The following is a 23,396-nucleotide window of genomic DNA, read 5'->3' on the forward strand; positions in this document are numbered from 1 at the left end:
CAAAAACGACGATCCGATCCACCCCGCGGCGAGTGGTCACTAGTGACCGCATCATGAAGACATTGCCCGATCCACGCCGTTCAGCAGCCCGCGAAGTGGTAGTGCCTCCAGCCCCGAGAGGGGCCACATAGAGGTTGGACCTTCAAGCGTTAAAGAAGGTCGCAAGGTACCCGGGCAGCCAAACCACGGTAATACCGATTCCCATTAGGGCGGCCTGTTAGATGAAGCCATGGTGACGAAGAGGGCGCTTTCAAACAAACAAAAAGTCATTCGCCATCATCAAGCCCGTGAAGTTTGCAAGCGTGACTTGATCAGCTCCCGCCATGATAATGGTGCTACTTCCGCTTTGGGTGATGACAAGGTCATCAAACGACTGCACGCCCGCAACATCAATGAAGGCTATTTTATCATCCTGGCATTGGCTGAAATCCTGGATGACATTGTTGGTTCCTACGGTCATTGAACCGTCGTCCTTGAATACAAACGTATCGGCACCTCCATGAGCATTGCCGCTCAGCTCGCCATCTCCCCACATCTCATTGCTGACTGTGCAACCTTGCCCAGCCGTCCCCGCGTATAGGACATCGCTGCCGCCCTTGGCACGACCGGACATTTGCGCCGCATCGCCCCACAAGAAGTTGTCGACCCGGCCGATTTCAACGGCGTGGCCGCCGACGAGAAGATCATCGCCTCCTTGGGTCGCCCCGCCCATGGCCTGGGCGTCGCCATAGAGCTCGTTTACAACATCGGTCAGCGACCTGTCGCCGCCGCTTAGACTGTCACCACCTCCGCTGGCAGCGTCGAGCATCGTAACAGCATCGCCGAGGGCGAAGTTTTTGCTCCCCTGCAACGTCGCAACGTCGTCGCCGCCTTTCGCATGGCCCGACATTGTGGCGCCGGCGTCCCCGTAAAAAGACACTGTGGAGCCGCCGTCGTTGACGAAAGTATCGTTGCCGCCCTCGGCAAAGCCGGAGATGTCGCCGCCGGCATCGCCATAAAAGGTCTTTGACGTTACCGCCCCACCGGAGCCCATGAAACTGTCGTCGCCTCCCTCAGCATGGCCCGACATGTTACCTCCGGCATCACCATAGAACACCTGCGTGGCGAACAAGGCCCCGTTGAAGGTGTCGTTGCCACCTTTGCTGTAGCCGGTCATGTCACCGCCGGCATCTCCGTAGAATGTGTTGCCTGAGTCCGTTCTGGCTGTGAATGTGTCATCGCCGCCCTGGGCGTGGCCGGACATGTTGCTCCCGGTGTCCCCGAAAAAGATATTTGCCGCCTGCCTGGAGCCCTGGAAGCTGTCATTGCCACCCTTGCTGTGGCCAGACATTTCGCCGCCCGCATCGCCGTAAAAAGTGTGGGTGCCGCCCTGTACCGTCTGAGTAATAAAAGTGTCATCGCCGCCCTGAGCGTGACCCGACATGGCGCCGCCGGCATCGCCGAAAAACGTATTGATTTGCTGTCTGCCAGTTCCACTCAAGAAGGTGTCGTTGCCGCCCTTACTGTGGTCCGACATGTCCGCGCCAGCGTCCCCGTAGGCAGTGACACCAGCCATTGGGAGTCCGTTAAATGTGTCATCGCCGCCCTGCGCAAAATCGAAAATGCTGCCAACCACGTCGCCATAAAATGTGTAATTGGAAAGTCCGATTTCATCGAAGGTGTCGTTCCCTCCCTTCGAAAAGTCAAACATGCTACCACCAGCATCCCCGAATAGGGTCGGTGCGTCAGGATTGCCTATCAGGTTGTCGTCGGTGCCAAATTGACGATTGACTAGGTCACCCGGAGTAAGCGGAACAGGCTGCCTGCGCATCGGAAGTCCTCCTCGACTGCATCCAACACAATCTTAAGATGTCTCGTCCGGCAGCAAACAAACTATAAGTGGGTACTTCCTTAAGCCATCCCGTTCCTTGAACCGACGTCGTCGAATCTCGCTTCTCCCAAGCGACTTCCAATCGAAGGAGCCCCCGATTGGTCTAGGAGACCGCGTGGGTCGGTCGAGGGATCCTTGAACGAGATACTCGATCTCGCCCCTAGTTATTCCGATATCCCTGAGCTCCAGCTCGCTCAGGTCGTCCAGCGTCGCTCGGAAGGTTTGGCGGATACGACAAGCACAAAAAGCGTCAAAATGACTCTTAAGAAAATTGGGGGGCGCTGCGTCGACACTGACGTCTGCGCCGATCCCGTCGCAGTATAAATCGTGCTCATCGCTATATCCCGGAGTGACCACCCACGGGGCGACCTTGCCAGGGCAGATCGGAGGCGCTTGACACCGAGCTCACATTTTCCTCACCAGAGGCTTATTTTCTGCGTCGCACCCTACTGCTACATTCCCTCGTGCCACGCGTTGGACACCGACCGCCGCGAGTTTCGTCGCGGACCGGATGCGTTGCCCGTAGCGCCCCAGGTATTTGACTTGCTCGCGCACCTGATACCTCACCGGGAGCGCGTCGTCAGCAAGGATGAGCTGATCAATGCGATCTGGTACGGACGCGCGGTATCTGATGCCGCGCTCACAACCGTCTGAATGTCGCACGACGTGTGATTGGCGACAGCGGCGAACGGCAAGGTCTCATCAAGACGGTGTCGCGCAAAGGTTTCCGCTTCGCATCGTGCAGGAAGAAAGGCAGGGAAGCCGGGCCGAGCAGGCCGGTTCGACGACGTATCGTGTAGAGACTGAAGAGACGCCGTCTTCAGCCCCTCGCCTTTCAATCGTTGTGCTGCCGTTCGCCAATCTCAGCGGAGATCCCGAGCGAGAATATTTCGTTGATGGTGTGACCGAGCCTGACCACGGACTTGTCGCGTGTCTCCGGCTCGTTTTGTCATCGGCCGACACATCGCATTCACGTGCAAGGGCAAAGCGATAAATCTTCAGCAGATTGGCCGTGAGCTAACTGTTCGTTACGCGCAGTGGTTTGCGACGTTTCCAATCGCGCTTCCGTGGAGCGTGCAGCAGAGCAGGCGTTCGCTGCCTTCGGCAACATTCACCTCCTCTGGAACAATGCCGGTGTGGGCGTCGGAGGTCAATTCGAGATGATTGCCCCGAACGACTGGAAATGGGTCATCGCGGTCAATCTCATGGGCGTCGTCCATGGCGTACGGGCGCTTTTGCCCCACATCAGGGCGCATGGTGAGGACGCTCACATCGTCAATACCGCTTCGCTTGCAGGCGTTATTTGTCCGCCCGGAACCGCCCCATAAGACGCTTTCAAATTTGGTGTTGTAGCTCTCTCCGAGACGCTGGCTGCCGAATTGGCGGAAGCCCGATTGGCGTCACCGTGCTGTGTTCGTCATTCGTCCGTACGCGGATCGCTACCAGTTCGCGCAACCGCCCGCCGCGGTTCGGCGGCCCGCTTGCCCAAGCCAATGCGCAATTGGAAGCACTCGTGCAGGCGGGATTGGATCCGCAAACGGTCGCACAGCGCGTCATGGCGGCCGTGCGTGATAACGACCTCTATATCTTCACGTACGCCAACCCGGGTGCCGCGGTCGAGGAGCGCTTTGGCAAGATCGTCGCTGCTTTCGACAAGGCCGCGAACCCTCAATAGGTGTTCGTCATGTCTTGCCGGTGACCAGGGGGTCCTGAAAGTCACCGGCCTATAAAGCGGCGCACGCTTAAAGCAGGCAATCACTACGGCATCTGATTGACGTTCCACGTGTGCGCCTTGATCCGCAAATCGGGGGCGTCTTTCTCTGCGATAAGCAAGAAGTTTCCGCTGATATCCGTTGTCTTGTCATCGGGCAGGTTGACATTCCCGGTCCAAGTCCCTTGCTCCCAAATAACGCTTCCGTCGTCCGAGCAGTGTCCCTGCTGGATCTCAAGATGATTCCAGATTTTGGTCGCGACTTCGGCCCATTCTTCGATGCCTTTGCGCCCGACCACAGTCGGTTGTCCGGCCGGTACGAGAACAGCGTCATCGGAGAACAATGCCGCCCAACGATGCGCGTCGTGACCGTTGACCAGTTCGACAAACCTGGCATTCAAATTGGAAAATGCTTGGGATATATCCATGTTCGCCTCCTAGAGGTGCGATGAGATTTGCGGTAGTTTGCGCCACGTCCGGCGAAAATCTCAACTCACCCTGATCCGCACGTGGCGAAGCCGCCCTTTCGGACAGTCGATTTCAGGGGCGGTCAAATTCTATTGCTGGACCGGGCGGCTGTCGAGTGACGAGATGTTGGAAGGTAACGTCGTACGCGGATGCGTAGGGCATTGAGAACCTACGGCAGCGGCAAAAACTCTGCGCCATTCGCGACAATGCTGGGCAAGTAACATTGTTAGAGCGGGAGGATCGTCATGAACTCTGATCAGGTTCGACAGGCAGTCGATGAGGCAAATCGCAGGTTTGGCGTCGCCGCCGCCGGCAAGGACTATGCCGGTATGGCTGCGTTCTATACCGAGGACGCCAAGGTTCTACCGCCCGATGCGCCGATTGTTTCGGGGAGAAAGCCGATAGAGGAATTTTGGCGGACGGCGGCAGACGCGCTGGGTCTAATAGACGTCACTCTCAAGACGATCGACCTCGAGGTTGCCGGCGACACCGCTTACGAGATTGGCGAGGCCGACCTGAAGCTCAGCTCTGGACAGGCGAAGGTAAAGTACCTCGTTGTTTGGCTCCAAAGGGATGGCCGGTGGCACTTGCATCGCGACATCTGGAATAGCATGCCGACTAGCTAGAGGCGGACGGAGTATCGGCGCGATCCAATGCGTAACAAGGCTTTCCCGATTTGACTTGCTACGAGTTCGCTCGCGCGGCCCTGACTAGTCGATGAGATGAAATGTCGCCTAGTGGCCTTGAGCTGAATGCCACTGAAGCCATTGCCATGTCTGCTGTCTGAGGGAAGCCGGATGCCTCCCGACCGAGAGGCCGACCGCTGCTTTTGACCCTGGCCGTGTGAAAACGCTGGGGCTGCTGTTATGATTCTCCTGTGATTCTTTGGGGGAATCGATGAGGCGCTTCGTTGAAGAGGCGGATCGTGGGCAGCGGACGCTGCTGCCTGAATGCCTCGATGATTTCATTGACGAGCACAACCCTGTTCGCGCGATCGACGGGTTTGTCGATGCGCTTGATCTGGCCGAGATGTGCTTCGGTGGAGTTACGCCGGCGGCGACTGGCCGGCCGTCGTATCACCCCTCGGTCCTCCTGAAGCTTTACATCTACGGCTATCTGAACCGGGTGCAGTCAAGCCGGCGGCCGGAACGAGAGGCTGGACGCAACATCGAGGTGATGTGGCTGCTGGGTCGGCTTGCTCCCGATCACAAGACGATCGCGGACTTCCGCAAGAACAACAGCCTGGGGCTGGGTAAGGTCTGTGCGCGCTTTGTCGAGCTGTGCCGCGGGATGGGTCTTCTCACGACGGCGAGCGTCGCCATTGATGGGAGCAAGTTTAAGGCCGTGAACAACCGGGACAGGAACTTCACGCGCGCGAAGGTGGAGCGGCGGCGTGCTCAGTTGGAGGAGAGCGTCGCGCGCTATCTGAGCCAACTTGACACGGCCGACCGACAGGAGCCGAGCGAGGTGCTGGCGGCGAAGGTGACGAGGCTGACCGAGAAGCTGACGAAGCTGAAGGGGGAGATGGCTAAGCTTGCTGCCTACGAGAAGCAGATGCTTGCTTCGCCGGATCAGCAAATCTCCCTGACCGATCCGGATAGCCGTTCGATGGCAACCAGTGGCCGCGGATCCGGCGTTGTCGGCTACAATGTCCAAGTCGCCGTCGATACCGACCATCACCTAATCATCGCGCATGAGGTGACGAACAGCGGCTCAGATCGGGCACAGCTTGCCAATATGGCCAGGCAGGCGAAGGCTGTTCTGAGGACTGAGACGCTCGAGGCCGTTGCCGATCGCGGCTACTTCAGCAGCCCGGAGATCCTCGCCTGCCACGAGGCCGGCATCACGGTAACTCTGCCCAAGCCGATGACTTCGGGCGCCAAGTCGGACGGACGCTTCGGTAAGCAGGACTTTGTCTATTTGCCGGAGGAAGACGCCTATCGTTGTCCGGCCGGGGAGCGATTGCCGTATCGCTATACAAACGAAGAAGCCGACAAGATGCTGCGGCGCTACTGGACCAACGCCTGTAAGAATTGTTCGATCAAACCCCAGTGCACGCCCGGGTCAGAGCGACGGATCACGCGATGGAAGCACGAGGATCTGCTCGACGCCGTGCAGCAGCGGCTCGATGCGAGCCCGCTCGCTATGCGCCTTCGTCGCGAGACTGTCGAGCATCCGTTCGGCACGATGAAGGCACGCATGGGAGCGACGCACTTCCTGACCAAAACTCTCCCAAAGGTAGCCACCGAGATGGCCCTCTCGGTTCTGGCCTATAATCTGACCCGAGCAATGAATATCCTCGGGATCAGGCCGCTGATCGCCGCGATCGCGGCCTGAGGCGGGCCCAGTTTTGGCTTCAAGACTGACGGCCCTGCAAGGCCGTTTTTACACGGCCAAGACCCATGGCGGACAAAGCTTTGTTTCGGCGTTAGCTTTCAGATACGTGCGCGTGTCGTCGATTTCCGCACAGAACGCGGCGAACTGGGACTACCGTCGTTTAGGTGGGCCAAAGGCGATGCCGAAGGGATTTCCTTGGCAATAAAGGCACGCCTAGTGACCCATATCAGTCATTGCTCGAGCAAAATCAGTTGCCAATAGCCTTCGGCGATTCCTACCCCGAACGTTCCCATCGAGCAAGTCGTTCGCGAAGAAACGGCATGAGCGCCCGCGCAGTCGCGGCAACTCGAAGCTATCATTGGTAAGCAGAGCGCGGGAGGACTGGCTCTTCTCAGACTGACCCGTTGGACGTGTGTCTGTGGGATCGCCAGCTAGACGTTCGTTGGTTGGAGTTGCTACCTAGAATCATCCTCGACTTCCAAAATGTGCGATTGATCTTGGTTCTGGCGGAACTCCTACAATCCGAGGGTTTGGAACGCCACATCGCAATGCCTGTTGTCTTTTCAGAAATGATTGTGGCCCACTTTCTTGGAGCGTGAGATGAGCAAACGCAAACTGGCAACAGGGGCAAAGCGCGCCCGCAATCCGAAAAAGGCAGCAAGGGCCCAGCAGAACAAGCAGGACGTTCTTAGAAGCCCGAAAGACGGTTTGTCGGGCTCTGTTGCGGCAGTCTCGATTGAACCGCCTCTTAAGCTTCATGACCATCCAAAGCACGATGCGCCCCTCATTGAGACCCGGATGGATACGCTACCAAGTGACCTCAGTCAGAAGATGATGGACAGCGATCCAACGAAAGTCTTCGCTTTAGCGACGGTAAATATGCAGACTTATCAAGCGAAGCTTCTTGAGATAGCCCAGGCCAACGGACAATTTGCTTTTGAATTCGGCCTGAGGCTTGCGGCGACCAGGTCGCCAACGGAATTTTGCGCTGTCATTACGGACTTTACAAGCAGACGGATCGCCATGTTCGGGCAGCATGCGAAAGAAATGGCTGCATATCCGTTCTGGCGCATCGACGCGTCTCGTGAACTCCCGGTTCTGCCCGGACAATGACAGTCCAAGCCGTAGCCGCTGCGGCAAAACAGATGGGCTCAACGCGGCGACTACGGTTTGCTTGCTTTCGGCTTGGCGAGTGTGAGCTCATCGGGCGGGAGCGGGAATCAGCGGCTGCCATTGGCCCCAAGCCAGAAAATAGTGCCGGGCTCGAGACCGTCCAGCGCCCCAACATCCCAAAAAAACCAGGGCCCACGAGAAATCCGCCCATTGTTGAAAAGCGATGCCAAGCAGCGATCGCCTGTGCTGAGGGCGTTGCACTCAGCTAGCATCGCGTCCGGGGAATGGCAGCGACCGTCATCCGCCTACCATCATTAGCTACAACCATTACGCTGAACCAGATCTACGATACGCTTCCGTGTCGCGCGTAACCCGGCGGAGTTGACGAATTCAAAAACTGGAACTGGCAAAGCCTGGTGCAGCTGCTCACGGTAGCTCGTGGAGATACCGCCGGAGGGCGCCTTCGTGCGGAGCGTGGCCGAGGCCCGCGCAAGCAGGCAAGGACTCGGGTTGGGGCCATACATCGCTTCTCAGATCGCGAAGGCGCATGACGGCTCTTTGACCGTGGCGTCGTCGCCGAAGGAGACGCGCTTCACATTCACGATGCCGTCGAGTTAGCTCCGCTTCACGATTCATCCGGCGTGCGGATGCTCCAGAAAGAATCGCAGCATTTCCTTCGTCGCATCCGGCCCCTCTCCGTCCGTATAGGATCCGGCGGGGCTCCCTCCGGACCAGGCGTGGCTGGCGCCGTGGATGTTCCAGTGCTCCAAAATCTCGCGCTGGCCGTCGACGTGGGTCGTTCGGGTATATCCATGCCCTCCCGGAATTTGCCCGCGATGCACTTTCTTCTGCGTCTTGGTCGCTCCGATAGCCTGCCTGACGACCTGGGCGCCATTGTCGGGATGGACGGTAGTGTCGCGATCGCCGTGAAAAACAATGGTTGGGATCATCGGGCCGGTCGCCACAAGACGAGCGCCTTTGCCCCCTTGCCGCATGGCATTGAACGCCGAGGGCATATCGGTGGCGGCTCCGTAAGCGAGTCCGGAATGGATCCCGACCGCCGCGTATAGATCGCTATAGGTAGCTCCCATGATTGCTGCAGCGGCGCCCCCGGCCGAGAGGCCGGCGACGAAGACGCGCTTTGGATCGATCGAGTAGTCACGCATGACTTGGCGCGTGATGCCGGCGATCAGCGAGGGCTCGCCTTCGTCGCGGCGCTGGTCGGACGCGCGAAACCAGTTCCAGCACTTGGACGGATTGGCGCCGCCAGGCTGTGCCGGATAGACCACCAGGCAGTTCTGTTCTTCCGCGATGAAGTTCATTCTGGTGCCGGCTGCGAAATCGTCCGGCGACTGCGTGCAGCCATGCAGCATGACGACCAGTGGGCGCGGCTGACCGCGTTGGTAGCCGCTGGGGATGAACAGCTTGTAGATCCGGCTTCCGGCGTGGTTGCTATAGGTGCCGCCGATGAACTTCGTTCCTTCCGGCACGATGTCGGTGATCGAAGCAGGCGCGTGCTTGGCGCCCCGCAGGCCAAGCCAGGTGCCGTCCTTGGCCCGATCGAACAGCGGCGGGTACCGACGTGCCGTCGTAGCCGGAGCTTTGAGGTCAGCCCTGCCGACGCGGGTAGACTTGAGGTCGATGCTGGCCGGAACGCCGCCTGGAAGACCGACGAGCTGCGTGACGAGCGATGCCGCAGCGGGCGCATGCTCGCCTTTGAACATGCGTTGTAGCAGCGCCGTGGCTTCGGTCAGTTGCCCCGCTCGCGTCAACCGCGTCGCTTCGCGCAGCGTGTCGTGATTCAACATCGTGTTCACCTTGTTCTGTCGGCGAGAGCGGCCTTGACCGCGGGGGTGGCATGGAGGGCTCCGAGCACGGAAACCGAGCCGATGGTGGCGCGGGCGAGTTCGGCCGTGACGTCCTGCGCGATGCTGGCAAGGCCAAGCACATTGATGTGCACCATCTCGCCGGCTCGCCGCGCCGCTTCGAGATCCGCGCGCGTGTAATTCCGGAGGCCGAGATCCAAGCCTTGACGGGCGGTAGATTGCTTGACCACCTCGGCGTGACGCTCGAGCTGATTGCGGATCGCCGTCCGGATGAAATCCGTGCGGTTCGAATAGAACCCATCCTTCACCATCAGATCGACGTGGCCCAGGTCGACGAAACCGAGATTGATGGTGATCTTTTCAGTTTCCGGAGACTTCGGCCTCAGTTCTTGAACATTCGAGGGCATTTGCTTCGCCATCCATATACCATCTGATGGGATGGGATATGGATGGTACTACGCCCTATACAAGAGGGGCTTGACGGAACTTTGGAAGAAAGTGCCGGGCTTGTCTGCAAAAGCGAAAGCCACGGCGATCGAAACGGTCGAGCAGAAAGCAGGGTGTTGAGGTCGTGCAGAACGTAGAACCACCGTCCAGCGAGCCGCACGAACTCGGTTTCGGCAAATTCGGTGGCCCACTCGCCCGTATCCACCTTTCCTCTGACCGCCGTGCCGGGGGGCAATTCTCCGCAGCGCGGTGATGATCTCGGGATTACCGATGTCGCCGCCGTGAATGATGTGGTCGACATGGGCCTCGCATGCGAAGAGCCTCCCGCCTGAGCAGGCCGTGCGTATCCGAGATGATGCCGATGGGGAAGGTCGCGCGTTGGGCCGCGGCTTGCTGATGCACCGCGGTGCCCGGACATCAACCGCCTAAGCCGACCTCCGCCGCTGGCCCGCCGCGGGTTTCTTCGCCGATGCTTCCTTCGCCGGCGCAGCCTCCCGACCGACGCTCCGCCGCAGCATCAGATCGACGACGTTTTCCCCTTTAAACCCCGTCTTGCTGCGCCTGTTCCTAGCTTGAGGAAGGAGTCCCGGTTCCGTTGCGTGAGTCTCTTCCAGCGTTGAGTGTCCTTTCAAGGCGTCATTTCTGATTTTCTCGTCCTAGCGCACGCGCGAGATAGTGCGCTGTGCGGCTGAGCGGTTGACGCGCGACCTCCATAGGCGTTCCTGCCGCGACGATACGCCCCCCGTCTTCACCCGCGCCCGGGCCGATATCGATCACCCAGTCGCTTGCGGCGACGACCGCCATGTCGTGCTCGACGATGATCACCGAGCTGCCGGACTCGACAAGACCGTCCAGCTGAACGATCATTTTTTCGACGTCGGACGGATGCAGGCCCGTCGTCGGCTCGTCCAGGACATATATTGTCTGGGAACGCTGAGTGCGCTGTAGCTCGGTGGCGAGCTTGACGCGCTGCGCCTCGCCGCCGGACAGCTCTGTGGCGGGTTGACCAAGCCGGATGTATCCAAGTCCGACCTGGCGCAAGACATCGAGAGAGCGCGCGATGACGGGATCGTCGGCGAAGAACGCGTGGGCGCCTTCGACCGTCATTGCGAGCACGTCGGCGATCGATTTGCCGTTCAGCTTGACGGCGAGCGTCTCACCGTTGTAGCGCGCACCATGGCAGTCCGGACAAGGCGCATAGACGCTGGGCAGGAAGAGAAGCTCGACGCATACGAAGCCCTCACCTTGACATGTCGGGCATCGGCCCTTGGGCAGATTGAACGAGAAGCGTCCGGCGTCGTAGCGACGCCGGCGCGCTTCCTTGGTTCCCGCAAAGAGCTTGCGGACCTGATCGAACAGCCCCGTGTAGGTTGCCAGGTTCGATCGCGGCGTTCTGCCGATCGGCTTCTGGTCGACGACGACCAGACGCTTCAGACCTTCGAGCCCTTCTACGATGTCACCGCCGGTAGCTCCACTCGGCGCACGCTCGAGGTCATCTTCGTTCGGCTCATTCGCCGATGTTGCATGTCCGAAATGCTGTACCAGCGCGTCGACGAGAAATTGGCTGACCAGGCTGGATTTGCCGGATCCGGATACGCCAGTCACGCTCGCCAGCACACCGAGAGGCAAATTGACGTCAAGGTTTCGCAGGTTGTTGCGGGTGACTCCGCGCAGACGAAGCCAGCCCTGCGGGGATCGTTCTCTCCGCCTCGGCGGAGCACGCGATCCGAACAGATATTCTCGGGTGCGGGATCTCTCGACCTTGCTTAGACCGTTCAGCGGACCGCTGTAGAGAATCTCGCCGCCATACGTTCCGGCATCTGGCCCGACATCGACGATCCAGTCAGAGTGGCGAACGACGTCCAGTTCGTGCTCGACCACAAACAGTGAATTGCCCGCCGCCTTTAGCCGATCGAGCGCGCGGAGAAGAGCCTCGGTGTCTGCTGGATGAAGCCCGGCGGATGGCTCGTCTAACACATAAACAACCCCGAAAAGATTGGACCGGACCTGCGTTGCAAGCCGAAGGCGCTGTAATTCCCCCGGCGACAGGGTTGGCGTGCTGCGCTCGAGCGTGAGGTAACCGAGCCCGAGATCGAGCAGTACGCCAAGCCGACCGACCAGATCCTGCGCGATGCGCTGCACGACCACGGCCTTTTCCGGATGAGCCTCGCGACCTGCGCCGGCATCCTCGCAGTGAGGCCGCATCAGCTCAGTCAGCCGTTGCAACGGAATTCGAGCGATGTCGGCAATGTCCATGCCGGCGAATTTGACGGACAGTGCCTCCGGCTTCAGCCGCTTGCCGTGACATGCGGGACATTCGGTGCTCAGCATGAACTGAGAGACCCGCTTCTTCATCATCGCGCTGGTCGTATTTGCGAAGGTCTCGATCACGTAGCGCCGGGCGCCAGTAAACGTGCCCTGATAGCTCGGCTCCTCCTTGCGCTTCAGCGCCCTGCGCACTTCCTCCGCATCATATCCTGCATAGACAGGGACGGTCGGCTGCTCGTCCGTGAACAGTATCCAGTTACGCGCCTTCTTGGGCAGCTCGCGCCAGGGCTTGTCGATGTCGTAACCGAGCGTTGTCAGGATGTCGCGCAGGTTCTGGCCGTGCCATGCGGTCGGCCATGCTGCGATCGCCCGCTCCCGGATGGTCAACCTGTCGTTCGGCACCATTGAGTGCTCGGTTACGTCATAGATCCGCCCGAGCCCGTGGCACCGTGGGCAGGCGCCCTCTGCCGAGTTGGGCGAAAAGGCCTCGGCGTACAACAGCGTCTGTGATCGCGGATAATCTCCCGCGCGCGAATAGAGCATGCGAAGTAGATTCGACAGGGTCGTCACGCTGCCGACGCTTGATCGCGTCGTCGGCGATCCCCTCTGCTGCTGAAGCGCGACCGCCGGCGGCAGGCCCTCGATCTCGTCGACCTCCGGCACAGCCATCTGGTGAAACAACCGTCGAGCGTATGGAGAGACCGATTCGAGATAGCGGCGCTGGGCTTCCGCGTAGAGTGTTCCGAACGCCAGGGACGACTTCCCGGAGCCTGACACGCCAGTGAAGACGACCAGGGCGTCACGCGGGACATCCAAGTCCACGTTCTTCAGATTGTGCTCGCGGGCACCGCGCACGCGAACGTATCCGCTCGTTGGTCGCTCCTGAATTCGTTGTTCAGGCTTTTTGACGGCGTCATCCATCAATGAACTCCCCGCCTCCGCGTGAGGACTGACGACGGCTTAACTCTAACCATCCTCATTCCGCGCCATACCATCAAGCCCATGGATCATAGCTACGACGATCGATACATCTTTTGCTCTGATCAAAGGCTGAAGCTCTCCCGAGCCGTATAGGTCACGGCTTCGATTTTGTTGCCGTCTAGATCGCGCACGAAGGCCCCATAGTAGTTGACATTGTATTTTTCACGAATGCCTGGCGCCCCGTCGTCACTTCCGCCGTTCGCCACCGCCGCCGCATAGAAGCGTCTCACGACCGCCCGGTCGGACGCCCGGAAGGCAATGTGGACGCCGTTTCCCGGGCTGGCAGGCTCACCATTTGCCGGCGTTTCGAGACTGAGCACGATGTCGGGTGCGCCGTAGTGAACAGATTGATCCGAGGACTTGATAACGCGAAAGCCGATCAATGCCATCAATGGATCATAGAACGTGCGCGCCCGAGGCACGTCGTTCGTTCCGATCGATACATGATGGATCACCGGTCAAACCTTCTCCTGGAACCTGAGCGCGAGAAGCAACTGACACTGCCAACCCCTCGCGCTCCCTTTTTTAATCTTTCCGATCTAGCAATCCTTGTCGCCGGCGCCGGCCGTCGTCTTCGATTGTTCGGATGCCGTCGGCTGGCCTTGCAGCTGACGCTGGGCATCCTGCGACGATGTTGCGGTATGTTCGCTGGCCTTGTTCATGGCCGACGTCGGCGGATGCTCCTTGGCGGCCGGCGCAGCAGTGCCCGTGGTCTCGCTCGCCTTGCCGGCCGTGACCGGTCCCGATCCGGCGTCTCGATTGGCGGTGCTGCAAGGACCGGCAAGCGCGACGGTAGAGCTAACTGCCAGCAACGCGCCGACCAGCATTGACTTCATAAGCATGACATTTCCTCCTGTTTTGCCGGCTAATGCTTAGCGGAGCCGGGTTCCGCCGTTTTGCGATGCTGCTTTGCGAGCGCCTCGGCAGGCGTCACGTTTGCGATCGCGGATTGGATCTTGTTCTTGAGTCCCGTGACGACATCGCCCTCGCCCTTCATCATGGCGTTAAAGCCTTGACACGCAACCATGGCGGGATCGTCTTTCTCTTCTGAACCCACCTTGGTATCGAGCATGTCGGCGCGCCGGAAGAACTCGGTCTCGGTGGCGCCCGGCATGAGGCAGGTCACGCTGATCTCCGTGTCGCGAAGCTCCTCGCGAAGCGCAAACGACAGAGAATTCAGATAGGCCTTCGACGCGTTATAGACCGCCTGGAAGTTGCCGGGGGTAAAGCCGGCAATCGAGCCCGTAATCAGAATGTGGCCTTGATTGCGTCGGCGCGTGTCGTAGCCGAGTTTGTGCAGCAGACCGGTGGTCCCAGTGACATTGGTGTGTACGACACCGCGAATCCGGGCCAGGTCCCGATCGAGGAAAGCATGCCCAAGTCCGCGCCCGGCGTTCGCCATGGGCACGTCGATCGGACGGTCCTTGGTAGCCGCTTGGAGCTGTTCAATGCCTTCCTGCGTTGCGAGGTCGACGTGGAGAGCCTCGATGGCGCCCACACCAGGCTCGCTTCTCAAATCGGCGGCCGCGATCTCCACCTCGTCCGCGGCAATCAGCAGGTCAAATCCTTCACGCGCGCAAATGCGCTCAAACTCGTAACCGATCCCCGTCGATGCGCCGGTCACGATTGCAAATTGCCTGTCCATCTCTGCTCTCCGTATTGTCGCGGAACTCGCCTGTCTAATCGCGCCAAGCTTCGGCCGTTCCTAACGCGATAGGAACTTCGAGGCACAGTCCCGCTTAGCCGTCATCCCGCGCTTGGAGTTCCCCATGAAAGCTCTCACTTGGCACGGCAAAGGCGACATTAGGTGCGAGACCGTGCCGGATCCCAGGATCGAACATGGGCGCGACGCCATCATCAAAGTGACCGCCTGCGCGATCTGCGGATCGGACCTGCATCTGCTCGACGGCGTCATGCCGAGCATGGAAAACGGCGACGTCGTGGGCCACGAGACGTTGGGCGAGGTCGTCGACGTCGGGAAGGACAATACCAAGCTCAAGGTCGGAGACCGGGTCGTGGTGCCCTTCACGATCTCTTGCGGTGAATGCTTCTTCTGCAAGAACGGTTTCTACTCTGGATGCGAGCGGTCAAACCCAAACGCCAAGATGGCCGAGAAGATGTGGGGACACTCGCCGGCCGGCCAGTGCGACACAGTGGCCGTGTGGGGTTGCGGTCCGGTCGGGCAGTTCGCGATCAAGAGCGCATTTTTGCTGGGAGCCGAACGCGTGCTGGCCATCGACACCGTTCCGGAACGCTTGGCACTTGCCAGACAATCGGGCGCGACTACGCTCGATTTTCAGAAGGATGACATCTACGATCGTATCCAGGAGTTGACCGGCGGGCGCGGCGCGGACGCTTGCATCGACGCTGTGGGCACCGAGCCTGACACGACGGCCAGCATTAGCTCCGTGATCGACCGGATCAAGGTCGCGACCTTCATGGGAACGGACCGGCCACATGTCTTCCGTCAGGCGATCGAGTGCTGCCGCAATTTCGGGACGGTTTCGATCGTCGGCGTCTATGGCGGTTATCTGGACAAGATTCCCATGGGCAGCGCCATCAATCGTGGGCTCACCTTCCGGATGGCCCAGACCCCCGTCCAGCATTACATGCCGAAGCTGATGGAGCGCATCCAGAAGGGCGAGATCAATCCGTCCTTCGTCATCACCCATCGCGCGACACTCGAGGAGGGACCGGAACTCTACAAGACCTTCCGCGACAAGAAGGACGGCTGCATCAAGGTCGTGATGAAGCCCTTCGGAGCCTTACGACTGTCGGCTATCCGAGCAGGATTACAATGGAGAGCACGGACGCGTATTTCGATCGCAAGCTGGCAGAACTGAGGCTTCTGAACAGCTGTCTGGCCGCACCACTATCTCTGGATCGTCCCGGTTCGGTCGCCGACGTCGTTCGTCGCAAATTTCAGCTGACCGCCGCTCTCAGAGCCGCGCATGAGATGCAGGAGTGGAACGCCACCGAGACGGCCTGGGCCGGCAGCGCGCATCCAGTCAGGGGGCCCTTTAAATTCCAATACGACTATCAACGCGCGGACCTCGCCGTGGAAGGACCGTCATTCTATGCGCTCGATGCGTGGCACATTCGACAAACGATCTACACGGCGTCCGGCATGGCGGCGATCGCTTCGCTGCTGCTGGCATTCTGCAAATCGATCGGAGGTGCGGAGGTCCTTGCGCTGCCTGGCTCTTACGGAGAAACGCTGGAACTGATCGAAAGCTATGCTGGTCAATTGCACCTGGTGGTCGGGTCGGTCGAGCGTTTCCCGGCGGACAGCAGCTCTTGCAGAATTCTGCTGTTGGATTCGTGCATTGCGTCTCGCGATTTCGGCGATGTCATCAATTGCGGAAAGCTGGAATTCGACCTCGTCATCTTCGATACGACCTGTTTCACCAGCAGTTCAGGTCGTATTGAGCAGGTCGTTAGGTGGGCATGGCGCCGGGGCATTCCGTTGATCCTGGTCAGAAGTCACAATAAGCTGGATTCGCTAGGTGCGGAGTACGGGCGGTTAGGTTCCATTACATTGATCCACGACGACTTTGCGACGAAGCGGATACCTTCTCCATGCCTTGAAAACCTTATGACGGAAACGCGCAACGCCATAAGGCTCCTCGGCAATGCGGCCTTGCCCGCACACTTTCCGCCTTTCGTGGGTACATCCTCCTACCGTTCCCTGACGCGGAGGCGTATGGCCTCGATCCTTCATAATGGTCGTTTCTCCTCCCGGCATTTCGCCTTGAGGCTGCGAGGCGTGCCGTCGCAGTTGCAGCCCGTTCACGGACTCTACGTCACGTTGGGATCTCGCGAACCTCTCGACGAGGCGGCAGCGCGGCAGGCGGCCGCCGCCATGAGCGAGGAGCTAAGCGAAGTCGGGTTTCCCATCCGTCACGCCGGAAGTTTCGGGTTCGATTTCGCGGCGACGGAATGGTTCCACGACTTGACGACCGATCGTTATAGCGTCCGCATAGCCGTGCCGGATCTCCCCTCGAGCCTTTGGCGCGATCTGACGGAAGCGATCGGCGACTGGTGGCTTGCTTCAATGGCCTGAACCTGAGCGTCGGACAACCTGAATATTGTCGGACGAGTTCTTCGACGCCGAACCGGAAGACGCAGCAGTGCGAGAAAGTATCGCCTCGCCGGACTGAGGCATGCCGCACGTCTCGTGGTCAGGAACCTTCGGAAGGCATGCACATTATTGCGGCAATGGCGCGTGAGACGTCATCATCAGGAGCACCTCGTTCATGATTGACACCGTCGTCGTTACCCCAAGAGATACTCCCGGTTCGTCACTCCCCGGCCTCTCGTGGCCAGCCATTGTTGCCGGGCCATCGTTGCTTGCGCAATCACCTTGCTTCTTCTTGCCTTCGGGACTGGCCTCGGCTTGACCATGATGTCGCCCTGGTCGGGCTCCGGCGTATCGGCAACCACCTTCAAGATCACCAACTCTCATCGTGATTGCGATGATCGCCTCCTCGATCGGCGGCTATCTTGCCGGCCGCCTGCGCTCCGGTTGGACGGGCGTCCACAACGACGAAGTGTATTTTCGCGACACGGCGCACGGCCTTGTAGCCTGGGCCCTGGCTTCGGGTCCTGCGGGCCGCCGTGCTCGCAACCCCAGCGACCTCCCTTCTCGGCGTGGCGGCCACTGGCGCAAGCCAGGCCGCGGTCACGAGAACGAGCCAGCCGGCCGGCCGGTCCGATGGAAGGCTACAGCGACTCGCTTTTGCGTGCCGATCCACTTGCCGACATTGCCGGCGTACCAGGAAAAACCCCCGCCAAGCCAAAGCATGGAGCAAACCGAACGCTGCGGCCAAGCTCCATCCAGTGGGGTCGTTTTGTCCGCCAGAAGCTTTCTCGACGTCATCAGTCCCTCCACGATTTCGATCACAGTGGATGGAAGGAGTTCCTGTCGGTCGCTCTAGGCGGCCGGCACCTGCTGGCCCGTTCGGAAGCCTGAGCCGAAGTCTCAGATCAAGGGCATTTCGGAAACTTCAAGCACGGCATCAAGGCTTCGCCGCACATTAGGCGACGGGACGTTGTCGGCAGTTAGAACGAACACGAGCAACGATCGCCCGGTGACCTCGTAAGCATGGCCGAACTCGAAGGCCGGCATCTGACTTTCCGGCTGGTTCGTGTCGATAAGTCCCGTCCAATTTCGCCCCTCGGCCACGACGGGCAAGGTGAAGTTCACGACGTCGTGGTGGGCGTTATAGATCAGCAGCATAGTTGCGTCCGAACCGCGCCGCTTGATCCCGCTCTCCTGGGCGCGTCCATCCAGCAACATCCCGAAGCATTTCGCGTTGCCATCCTGCCATTGCTCCGCAGTCATTTCCTCGCCAGTCGGCGACAGCCACGTCACATCCTTGACGTCCAGCTCCTCGTTATGCGTTCCGACCAGGAAACGGCTACGGTACAGGATCGGGAACGCCTTGCGCAGGACTATCAGCCTCCGAACGAAATTGCGCAGGCTTCGTCCCTTAGCCGACATACCCATCCAGTCGAGCCAGCTCGTCTCATTGTCCTGGGCATAGGCGTTGTTGTTTCCATTCTGGGTATGACCGAATTCGTCGCCCGCCAGCAGCATCGGGGTACCGTGCGAGAGCAGCATCGTTGCGAACATGTTTCGCTTCTGACGCTCCCGCAATGCCGTGATGTCTGCGTCCTCGCTCGGTCCCTCGATCCCACAATTCCACGAGTGGTTGTCGTCATGGCCATCGCGATTGTCCTCGCCATTCGCTTCGTTGTATTTTTCGTTGTAGGAAACGAGGTCGTTGAGATTGAAGCCGTCATGGGCGGTCACGAAATTGACGCTCGCCCAGGGCCTGCGCCCACGCTTGTTGAAGAGATCGCCGGACCCGGAAATACGCTTGGCAAACTCGGGCATCGTTCCGTCGTCGCCTTTCCAGAAGGCTCGTGCAGCATCCCTGAACTTGTCGTTCCACTCGGCCCACCCCGGAGGGAATTGGCCAACCTGGTAGCCGCCTGGCCCGATATCCCAGGGCTCGGCAATGAGCTTCACAGTCGAAAGAACAGGATCCTGGCGACATGCATCGAGGAATCCGCCGCCTTCATCGAAGCCGTACGGCTCCCTAGCGAGAATGGTCGCTAGGTCGAAACGAAAGCCGTCGACCCGCATCTCGGTCGCCCAGTAGCGAAGTGAATCCGCGACCAGCTGCAACACACGCTGGTGTGAAAGGTTTACCGTATTCCCGGTGCCTGTATCGTTGATGTAGTAACGCTTCTGATCGGGGAGAAGACGGTAGTAGCTGGCGTTGTCAATGCCTTTGAATGATAAGGTCGGGCCGAGCTCATTTCCTTCCGCCGTGTGATTGTAGACGACGTCAAGAATGATCTCGATACCATGGGCATGAAACTGATTTACCATGGCCTTGAATTCGTTTGCGACCGGCGTCTTGAGATAGCGCGGCTCCGGCGCGAAAAAGGCGATGGAGTTGTAGCCCCAATAGTTGCGCAATCCCTTTTCGACCAGATAGCTGTCATCGACGAAGGCGTGGATCGGCAGGAGTTCGGCGCTTGTGATACCGAGCGAGCGCAAATAGGCAGGGACGTCGGTGTACGCGAGGCCAGTGAACGTGCCGCGATCATCCTCCGGCACGAGCGGGTGCCGAGCGGTAAAGCCCTTTACGTGCATCTCATAGAAAATGGTGCGTTCCCACGGCACTTCAGGCTTGCGCGACCCGCCCCAGGTGAAAGCCGGGTCGATGACCCGGCATTTCTGCATTAGAGATGCACTATCACGCTCGTCGTAAGAGAGATCCTTGTCGGAATGATCGAGCTGGTAGCCAAAAAGCTCCGGCCCCCAGCGCAATTGGCCGACCAACTGTTTGGCATAGGGATCGAGGACCAGCTTGTTCGGGTTAAACCGATGTCCTGCGTCCGGCTCATAGGGACCATGAACACGGTAGCCGTAGACGGTCCCGGGACGGGCCGAGGGCAAATAGCCGTGCCAGACCTCGTCGGTATATTCGGGCAGCTCGATCCGCTCGAGTTCGGTTTTGCCGGCGTCGTCAAACAGACAGAGCTCGACTTTGGTGGCATTGGCGGAAAACAGTGCGAAGTTGACCCCGAGTCCGTCCCAGGTGGCCCCGAGCGGGAACGGCTTGCCTTCGGTGATCCGGGAGCGTCGCAGGCTGGATGCTGCGAGAACGAGCTTCTCTCGTGCGTTCGTCGATAAATCCATAAGCCCCCTCAAGAAATGAGCACCCCACTAGGGGCGTGTTCGATGGTCCCGACCGGGGTCGGATCGACGGTGGTTACGGAGGCGATGACTGCTGCAGCGGGAAGCTCGGCGACCTTCGGAACGAGACAGGCCTTCTGGTTAGCCACTTCCTTGCTGATGGCGGCTATAGAATTGCCGATCCCGCCGACGATTTCACCTAGCTCCGCGTCCGTGACGCGGAGCCGTTTCTTGAGTATCCGGACCTGCGTGCGATCCGACAGGTCGAGCTTGTTGCGAAAGGCTTGCGGTTTTGAGCGGCGCATAATGGAGACCTTCCTAATTGAAATAATGCTCGCCTGATCCCACGGTTCCCGACCAATCCTTTGCGCCGACCTAAGAGCTATTCCGCCGGGTCGGCGTGCTCTATCGCAATCGGCATCTTGGCAACCGACATCAGCGAGCGAGCGACCTAGTTCAACAGCTGGTCAGCGTTCTCTTCCAAGGCCAAAGACTTTGGACAGCAAGCCGACGATCGCGCTGTGGCGGAGTTCATTCCGGAGTAACGGCGCCGATCTCGCTCGCAACCTCCTTACCGAGACAAACGTCCTCCAATCCCGAGCTTTGATAAGAGAGTGCGATCGGCTTTTTGCCTAACCTGTTCAAACGTGCATTGAGAAGGCTTTTTGTCCGGTCGCCACCTGATGATCGAAGTCCCGTGACGGAAGCGGCCGCCGGTGAAATGATCGTAGGACACTTCGACCACATATTTCGCCTTGATCGGCTGCCATTCTGACGATCGCTTCTTCGACCAGCGACTGGGACCGCCCGGGGCATTCCCTGTAAAGCTCTGAGCTTGCTTGACGGCTTCAAGCTTGTCGGTCAAAGCCAGCCTGTCCCTTGCTTTGATTCCCGACGAAAATCCGATGTGGTGCAGCAACCCGTCGTCATCGTAGAGCCCGAGAAGAATCGATCCGACAACCTGCCGACCCGCGAGACGGTTTTCACCGTAGCGAAAGCCGCCGATGACACAGTCCGCACTACGGTAACGCTTTATCTTTTGCATACCCTCTCGATTGCCGGCCTGGTAAGGAAGGTCGAGGCGCTTCGCGATGACACCATCGCTTCCACCGCCAGCCGACGCGAGCCAGCGTTGGGCATCCCTTAGCTTCGAGCTGGCCGGCGAAAGGCGAAACAAGTTTGCCTTCGAGAAGAAACGAGCGGCGAAATTCTCCAGAAGTGGTCGCCGCTTGGCGAGAGGCTCACCCGCCATATCGCTACCGCATTTCATCAGAAGGTCGAACGCGACGAAAAAGGCTGGGGTCTCCGTAGCCAATTTTTTCACGCGGCTTGCGGCGGGGTGAATGCGCTGCAGCAGGTCATCAAATGAGAACTGACCACCTATCGGAACGACGATTTCACCATCGAGGACAAAGTCTTTCTCGCGGACCGTCAGAGCGCCAGCCATTATTTCGGGAAAGTACCGGTCGAGGTTCCGTCCGGACTTCGAATGGAGATCGACTTGCTCGCCCTCCCGCACCAGAAGGCAACGAAAGCCATCCCATTTCGGCTCGTACAGCCATTGCTCCCCGATCGGAATGGTGTCGACCGAACGGGCCTCCATGGCCTCGATGACGATGCGGCGCTTTTTCACGCCGGTCAGTCTTCGACACGAGCGAGAGGCCCGATGGCCGGAGCGTTCATTGGCTGACCGTCGACATCGAACATCGATCCATGACAGGGGCAGTCCCAACACATCTCAAAGCTGTTCCAATGCAGGTGACATCCCACGTGAGTACAACTCGCCGATCTCAGGTGCAGGGCACCTTCCTCGTCTCTAAAGGCAGCAAGTTTTTCCAGTCCACGTCGCACAATCGCGCCTTTGCCGGGCTTGATATCGTCGAGTGAACTGACCTCGCCAGGCGCCACATACTCCGCAAAGCTTTTAATTGCGGTGACGTTCTCAGTCACAAAGTTTTTGGCGGCTTTAAGAGGAACCCGGCTTGGCTCGTAGATGTCCCTCCAAGGGTGATCCTCACCTAAAATGAGGCTCGTATTCAGCATCGCACCGGCGACACCATGTGTCAGGCCTTGTCCGGAATCACCCATTGCAACGTAAATTTTCTTGCCGCCGGAATCCTGTCCGACGAAGCCGGCATAATCGATTGTATCGAGCACCTGCCCCGACCAGCGGTGCGTCTCTTTGCCGAGGCCGGAGATCAGGCTGCGGGCCCAGGCTCCCAGCCGATCAAAACGGCTATCAGCATCGTCTGCCTCTCCGCTTTTGTGATCTTCGCCTCCGACCAGCACATAGTCAGTATTGGCCGGACCGGGTTGCAGGCGCAGGTAATGGTAAGGATCCTCGGTGTCCCAATAGAGCGCGTCAGGTAGCGCGCCGCGCTTGATCTCGAAGGTGATGACATAAGTCCGGTAGGGTGCCGTCTTGGTGTGGATGGCAAAGCGGTCGGAGATCGACGAGTTCGTTGCGACAACCGCATGTTTGGCGCGAATAGTGCCGCGCGCGGCTTTGACCGTAACGATACCATCGTCTTCTGTCACTTCATCTACCGGGCTGTCCCGGAAAAAGATGACGCCCTTCTTACTGCTGGCCTTTGCCACCCCGGCCAGATATTTGAGGGGGTGAAACGTCGCCTGCCGCGGATAGCGCAGAGCGTGACGGTTCTCGCACCCTTTGAGAGGTACCCCCATCAGCCGGTAAACGGGGGCGCCGACCTTGCGGACCGCATCCATTTCCTGGTCGATCGTATCGGACGGCATGTCGCGACCCTGAAAAAGATAGCCGTCAAGCCTGCGAAAGTCGCAATCGATCTTCTCTATCTTCTGGATTCCTTCGATGCGGTCGATCGCAGCCGCTTGGCTGCCGCAAAAGAGCTTTGTCGCCTCGTGCCCCCTGATCTTCGTCATTTCGCTGACGAGATCGTCGCACAAGGGAGCAAGGTGAGCCGACGTCCGCGACGTCATGCCACCGCAAATGCGGCCGCGGTCGATGACAATGACGGACTTGCCCCGCTGGCAAAGCTCATACGCCGTTGATATCCCGGCGATCCCGGAGCCGATCACGGCGACGTCGCCCCCCTGCGCGCCGTCGAGCACGCGTGAACCAGGTGCGACGTCAGTATCCATCCAGAGCGATCTGCTGGTCATGATGTTCTCCAAACACGT

21 protein-coding genes and 4 pseudogenes are annotated in these 23,396 nt (G+C 59.5%); 11 read left to right on the forward strand and 14 right to left on the reverse strand.

From position 1 onward, the window contains the following. Positions 1-250: 250 nt before the first annotated feature. Together ACKWRH_RS33615 and ACKWRH_RS33620 are read right to left on the reverse strand one after the other, a co-directional pair. Positions 251-1,810, reverse strand: a complete 1,560-nt coding sequence (locus ACKWRH_RS33615; protein ID WP_445217018.1) for a hypothetical protein — start codon at positions 1,808-1,810, stop codon at positions 251-253. A 33-nt stretch (positions 1,811-1,843) separates the two neighbouring features. Continuing rightward, on the reverse strand, positions 1,844-2,227 hold the full coding sequence (locus tag ACKWRH_RS33620) for a DUF1127 domain-containing protein (RefSeq protein ID WP_445217019.1): 384 nt from the start codon (positions 2,225-2,227) through the stop codon (positions 1,844-1,846). On the opposite strand from ACKWRH_RS33620, the gene ACKWRH_RS33625 reads away from it, so the two are divergent. From ACKWRH_RS33625 to ACKWRH_RS33640, 4 genes and pseudogenes are all read left to right on the forward strand, one after another. Next, entirely contained in the window at positions 2,198-2,524 is a 327-nt protein-coding gene (locus tag ACKWRH_RS33625; protein WP_445217020.1) for a winged helix-turn-helix domain-containing protein, read from the forward strand. The two genes, ACKWRH_RS33620 and ACKWRH_RS33625, sit on opposite strands and share 30 nt — an antisense overlap. 166 nt (positions 2,525-2,690) lie before the next feature. Beyond that, positions 2,691-2,902, forward strand: a pseudogene (locus tag ACKWRH_RS33630) (adenylate cyclase); the annotation flags it as partial. 35 nt (positions 2,903-2,937) lie between these two features. Further along, positions 2,938-3,198 carry an SDR family NAD(P)-dependent oxidoreductase gene (locus tag ACKWRH_RS33635; RefSeq protein ID WP_445217021.1) on the forward strand — a complete coding sequence of 87 codons (261 nt, stop codon included), beginning with the start codon at positions 2,938-2,940 and terminating at the stop codon, positions 3,196-3,198. A 77-nt stretch (positions 3,199-3,275) separates the two neighbouring features. Further along, the gene (locus ACKWRH_RS33640; protein ID WP_445217022.1) at positions 3,276-3,545 is read left to right on the forward strand and encodes a hypothetical protein; all 270 of its coding nucleotides are present in this window, start codon (positions 3,276-3,278) and stop codon (positions 3,543-3,545) included. An 83-nt stretch (positions 3,546-3,628) separates the two neighbouring features. Here ACKWRH_RS33640 and ACKWRH_RS33645 read toward each other — a convergent pair whose 3' ends face one another. Next, positions 3,629-4,009: a YybH family protein gene (locus tag ACKWRH_RS33645; RefSeq protein ID WP_445217023.1), complete on the reverse strand. Its 381-nt coding sequence runs from the start codon at positions 4,007-4,009 to the stop codon at positions 3,629-3,631. Positions 4,010-4,294: 285 nt separating this feature from the next. Between ACKWRH_RS33645 and ACKWRH_RS33650 the strand changes: the two genes are divergently transcribed. From ACKWRH_RS33650 to ACKWRH_RS33665, 4 genes and pseudogenes are all read left to right on the forward strand, one after another. Next, positions 4,295-4,675 carry a YybH family protein gene (locus tag ACKWRH_RS33650; RefSeq protein WP_445217024.1) on the forward strand — a complete coding sequence of 127 codons (381 nt, stop codon included), beginning with the start codon at positions 4,295-4,297 and terminating at the stop codon, positions 4,673-4,675. Positions 4,676-4,946: 271 nt separating this feature from the next. Continuing rightward, a complete protein-coding gene (locus tag ACKWRH_RS33655) occupies positions 4,947-6,386 on the forward strand; it encodes an IS1182 family transposase (protein WP_445217025.1) in 1,440 nt (479 codons plus the stop codon). A gap of 600 nt (positions 6,387-6,986) precedes the next feature. Beyond that, positions 6,987-7,499 (forward strand): Phasin protein, encoded by a 513-nt coding sequence (locus ACKWRH_RS33660; RefSeq protein ID WP_445217026.1) that lies wholly within the window; start codon positions 6,987-6,989, stop codon positions 7,497-7,499. A 480-nt stretch (positions 7,500-7,979) separates the two neighbouring features. Beyond that, positions 7,980-8,117 (forward strand): annotated as a pseudogene (locus ACKWRH_RS33665) (ATP-binding protein); the annotation flags it as partial. 14 nt (positions 8,118-8,131) lie between these two features. Here ACKWRH_RS33665 and ACKWRH_RS33670 read toward each other — a convergent pair. The 7 genes and pseudogenes from ACKWRH_RS33670 to ACKWRH_RS33700 all read right to left on the reverse strand — a co-directional run bounded on the left by ACKWRH_RS33670 (position 8,132) and on the right by ACKWRH_RS33700 (position 14,666). Beyond that, positions 8,132-9,307, reverse strand: a complete 1,176-nt coding sequence (locus ACKWRH_RS33670; RefSeq protein WP_445217027.1) for an extracellular catalytic domain type 1 short-chain-length polyhydroxyalkanoate depolymerase — start codon at positions 9,305-9,307, stop codon at positions 8,132-8,134. Between the two features lie 5 nt (positions 9,308-9,312). Further along, positions 9,313-9,732, reverse strand: a complete 420-nt coding sequence (locus ACKWRH_RS33675; RefSeq protein WP_445217028.1) for a CopG family transcriptional regulator — start codon at positions 9,730-9,732, stop codon at positions 9,313-9,315. Positions 9,733-9,881: 149 nt separating this feature from the next. After that, positions 9,882-10,084: pseudogene (locus tag ACKWRH_RS33680) on the reverse strand (metallophosphoesterase family protein); the annotation flags it as partial. 324 nt (positions 10,085-10,408) lie between these two features. Further along, positions 10,409-12,961 carry an excinuclease ABC subunit UvrA gene (gene uvrA, locus ACKWRH_RS33685; RefSeq protein WP_445217029.1) on the reverse strand — a complete coding sequence of 851 codons (2,553 nt, stop codon included), beginning with the start codon at positions 12,959-12,961 and terminating at the stop codon, positions 10,409-10,411. A 122-nt stretch (positions 12,962-13,083) separates the two neighbouring features. Continuing rightward, positions 13,084-13,476 (reverse strand): VOC family protein, encoded by a 393-nt coding sequence (locus ACKWRH_RS33690; protein ID WP_445217030.1) that lies wholly within the window; start codon positions 13,474-13,476, stop codon positions 13,084-13,086. A gap of 84 nt (positions 13,477-13,560) precedes the next feature. Then, complete coding sequence (locus ACKWRH_RS33695; protein WP_445217031.1) at positions 13,561-13,863, reverse strand: hypothetical protein; 303 nt, start codon at positions 13,861-13,863, stop codon at positions 13,561-13,563. Between the two features lie 23 nt (positions 13,864-13,886). Continuing rightward, positions 13,887-14,666: an SDR family NAD(P)-dependent oxidoreductase gene (locus tag ACKWRH_RS33700; protein WP_445217032.1), complete on the reverse strand. Its 780-nt coding sequence runs from the start codon at positions 14,664-14,666 to the stop codon at positions 13,887-13,889. A 124-nt stretch (positions 14,667-14,790) separates the two neighbouring features. On the opposite strand from ACKWRH_RS33700, the pseudogene ACKWRH_RS33705 reads away from it, so the two are divergent. The 3 genes and pseudogenes from ACKWRH_RS33705 to ACKWRH_RS33715 all read left to right on the forward strand — a co-directional run. Further along, positions 14,791-15,777, forward strand: a pseudogene (locus tag ACKWRH_RS33705) (zinc-binding dehydrogenase); the annotation flags it as partial. Positions 15,778-15,818: 41 nt separating this feature from the next. Continuing rightward, positions 15,819-17,084 carry a hypothetical protein gene (locus tag ACKWRH_RS33710; protein ID WP_445217033.1) on the forward strand — a complete coding sequence of 422 codons (1,266 nt, stop codon included), beginning with the start codon at positions 15,819-15,821 and terminating at the stop codon, positions 17,082-17,084. 651 nt (positions 17,085-17,735) lie between these two features. Further along, entirely contained in the window at positions 17,736-17,993 is a 258-nt protein-coding gene (locus ACKWRH_RS33715) for a hypothetical protein (RefSeq protein ID WP_445217034.1), read from the forward strand. 9 nt (positions 17,994-18,002) lie between these two features. Here the strand turns inward: ACKWRH_RS33715 and glgX are convergent, their stop codons facing one another. The 4 genes from glgX to ACKWRH_RS33735 all read right to left on the reverse strand — a co-directional run bounded on the left by glgX (position 18,003) and on the right by ACKWRH_RS33735 (position 23,378). Then, a complete protein-coding gene (glgX, locus tag ACKWRH_RS33720) occupies positions 18,003-20,237 on the reverse strand; it encodes a glycogen debranching protein GlgX (RefSeq protein WP_445217035.1) in 2,235 nt (744 codons plus the stop codon). An 8-nt stretch (positions 20,238-20,245) separates the two neighbouring features. Continuing rightward, on the reverse strand, positions 20,246-20,539 hold the full coding sequence (locus ACKWRH_RS33725; protein ID WP_445217036.1) for a DUF3606 domain-containing protein: 294 nt from the start codon (positions 20,537-20,539) through the stop codon (positions 20,246-20,248). A gap of 266 nt (positions 20,540-20,805) precedes the next feature. After that, positions 20,806-21,837: an ATP-dependent DNA ligase gene (locus ACKWRH_RS33730; RefSeq protein WP_445222518.1), complete on the reverse strand. Its 1,032-nt coding sequence runs from the start codon at positions 21,835-21,837 to the stop codon at positions 20,806-20,808. Between the two features lie 35 nt (positions 21,838-21,872). Then, complete coding sequence (locus tag ACKWRH_RS33735) at positions 21,873-23,378, reverse strand: FAD-dependent oxidoreductase (protein WP_445217037.1); 1,506 nt, start codon at positions 23,376-23,378, stop codon at positions 21,873-21,875. Positions 23,379-23,396 lie beyond the last annotated feature (18 nt).

The sequence above is a fragment of the Bradyrhizobium sp. Pa8 genome (genome assembly GCF_052588265.1).

What these genes read in the sequence shown, in the direction of transcription:
- glgX (WP_445217035.1), bottom strand. Translation starts at nt 20,237, where the DNA reads ATGGATTTATCGACGAACGCACGAGAGAAGCTCGTTCTCGCAGCATCC.
- ACKWRH_RS33670 (WP_445217027.1), bottom strand. Translation starts at nt 9,307, where the DNA reads ATGTTGAATCACGACACGCTGCGCGAAGCGACGCGGTTGACGCGAGCG.
- ACKWRH_RS33700 (WP_445217032.1), bottom strand. Translation starts at nt 14,666, where the DNA reads ATGGACAGGCAATTTGCAATCGTGACCGGCGCATCGACGGGGATCGGT.
- ACKWRH_RS33730 (WP_445222518.1), bottom strand. Translation starts at nt 21,837, where the DNA reads ATGGAGGCCCGTTCGGTCGACACCATTCCGATCGGGGAGCAATGGCTG.
- ACKWRH_RS33715 (WP_445217034.1), top strand. Translation starts at nt 17,736, where the DNA reads ATGGAAGGCTACAGCGACTCGCTTTTGCGTGCCGATCCACTTGCCGAC.
- ACKWRH_RS33710 (WP_445217033.1), top strand. Translation starts at nt 15,819, where the DNA reads ATGGAGAGCACGGACGCGTATTTCGATCGCAAGCTGGCAGAACTGAGG.
- ACKWRH_RS33675 (WP_445217028.1), bottom strand. Translation starts at nt 9,732, where the DNA reads ATGCCCTCGAATGTTCAAGAACTGAGGCCGAAGTCTCCGGAAACTGAA.
- ACKWRH_RS33695 (WP_445217031.1), bottom strand. Translation starts at nt 13,863, where the DNA reads ATGCTTATGAAGTCAATGCTGGTCGGCGCGTTGCTGGCAGTTAGCTCT.
- ACKWRH_RS33650 (WP_445217024.1), top strand. Translation starts at nt 4,295, where the DNA reads ATGAACTCTGATCAGGTTCGACAGGCAGTCGATGAGGCAAATCGCAGG.
- uvrA (WP_445217029.1), bottom strand. Translation starts at nt 12,961, where the DNA reads ATGGATGACGCCGTCAAAAAGCCTGAACAACGAATTCAGGAGCGACCA.
- ACKWRH_RS33615 (WP_445217018.1), bottom strand. Translation starts at nt 1,810, where the DNA reads ATGCGCAGGCAGCCTGTTCCGCTTACTCCGGGTGACCTAGTCAATCGT.
- ACKWRH_RS33725 (WP_445217036.1), bottom strand. Translation starts at nt 20,539, where the DNA reads ATGCGCCGCTCAAAACCGCAAGCCTTTCGCAACAAGCTCGACCTGTCG.
- ACKWRH_RS33735 (WP_445217037.1), bottom strand. Translation starts at nt 23,378, where the DNA reads ATGACCAGCAGATCGCTCTGGATGGATACTGACGTCGCACCTGGTTCA.
- ACKWRH_RS33660 (WP_445217026.1), top strand. Translation starts at nt 6,987, where the DNA reads ATGAGCAAACGCAAACTGGCAACAGGGGCAAAGCGCGCCCGCAATCCG.
- ACKWRH_RS33655 (WP_445217025.1), top strand. Translation starts at nt 4,947, where the DNA reads ATGAGGCGCTTCGTTGAAGAGGCGGATCGTGGGCAGCGGACGCTGCTG.
- ACKWRH_RS33645 (WP_445217023.1), bottom strand. Translation starts at nt 4,009, where the DNA reads ATGGATATATCCCAAGCATTTTCCAATTTGAATGCCAGGTTTGTCGAA.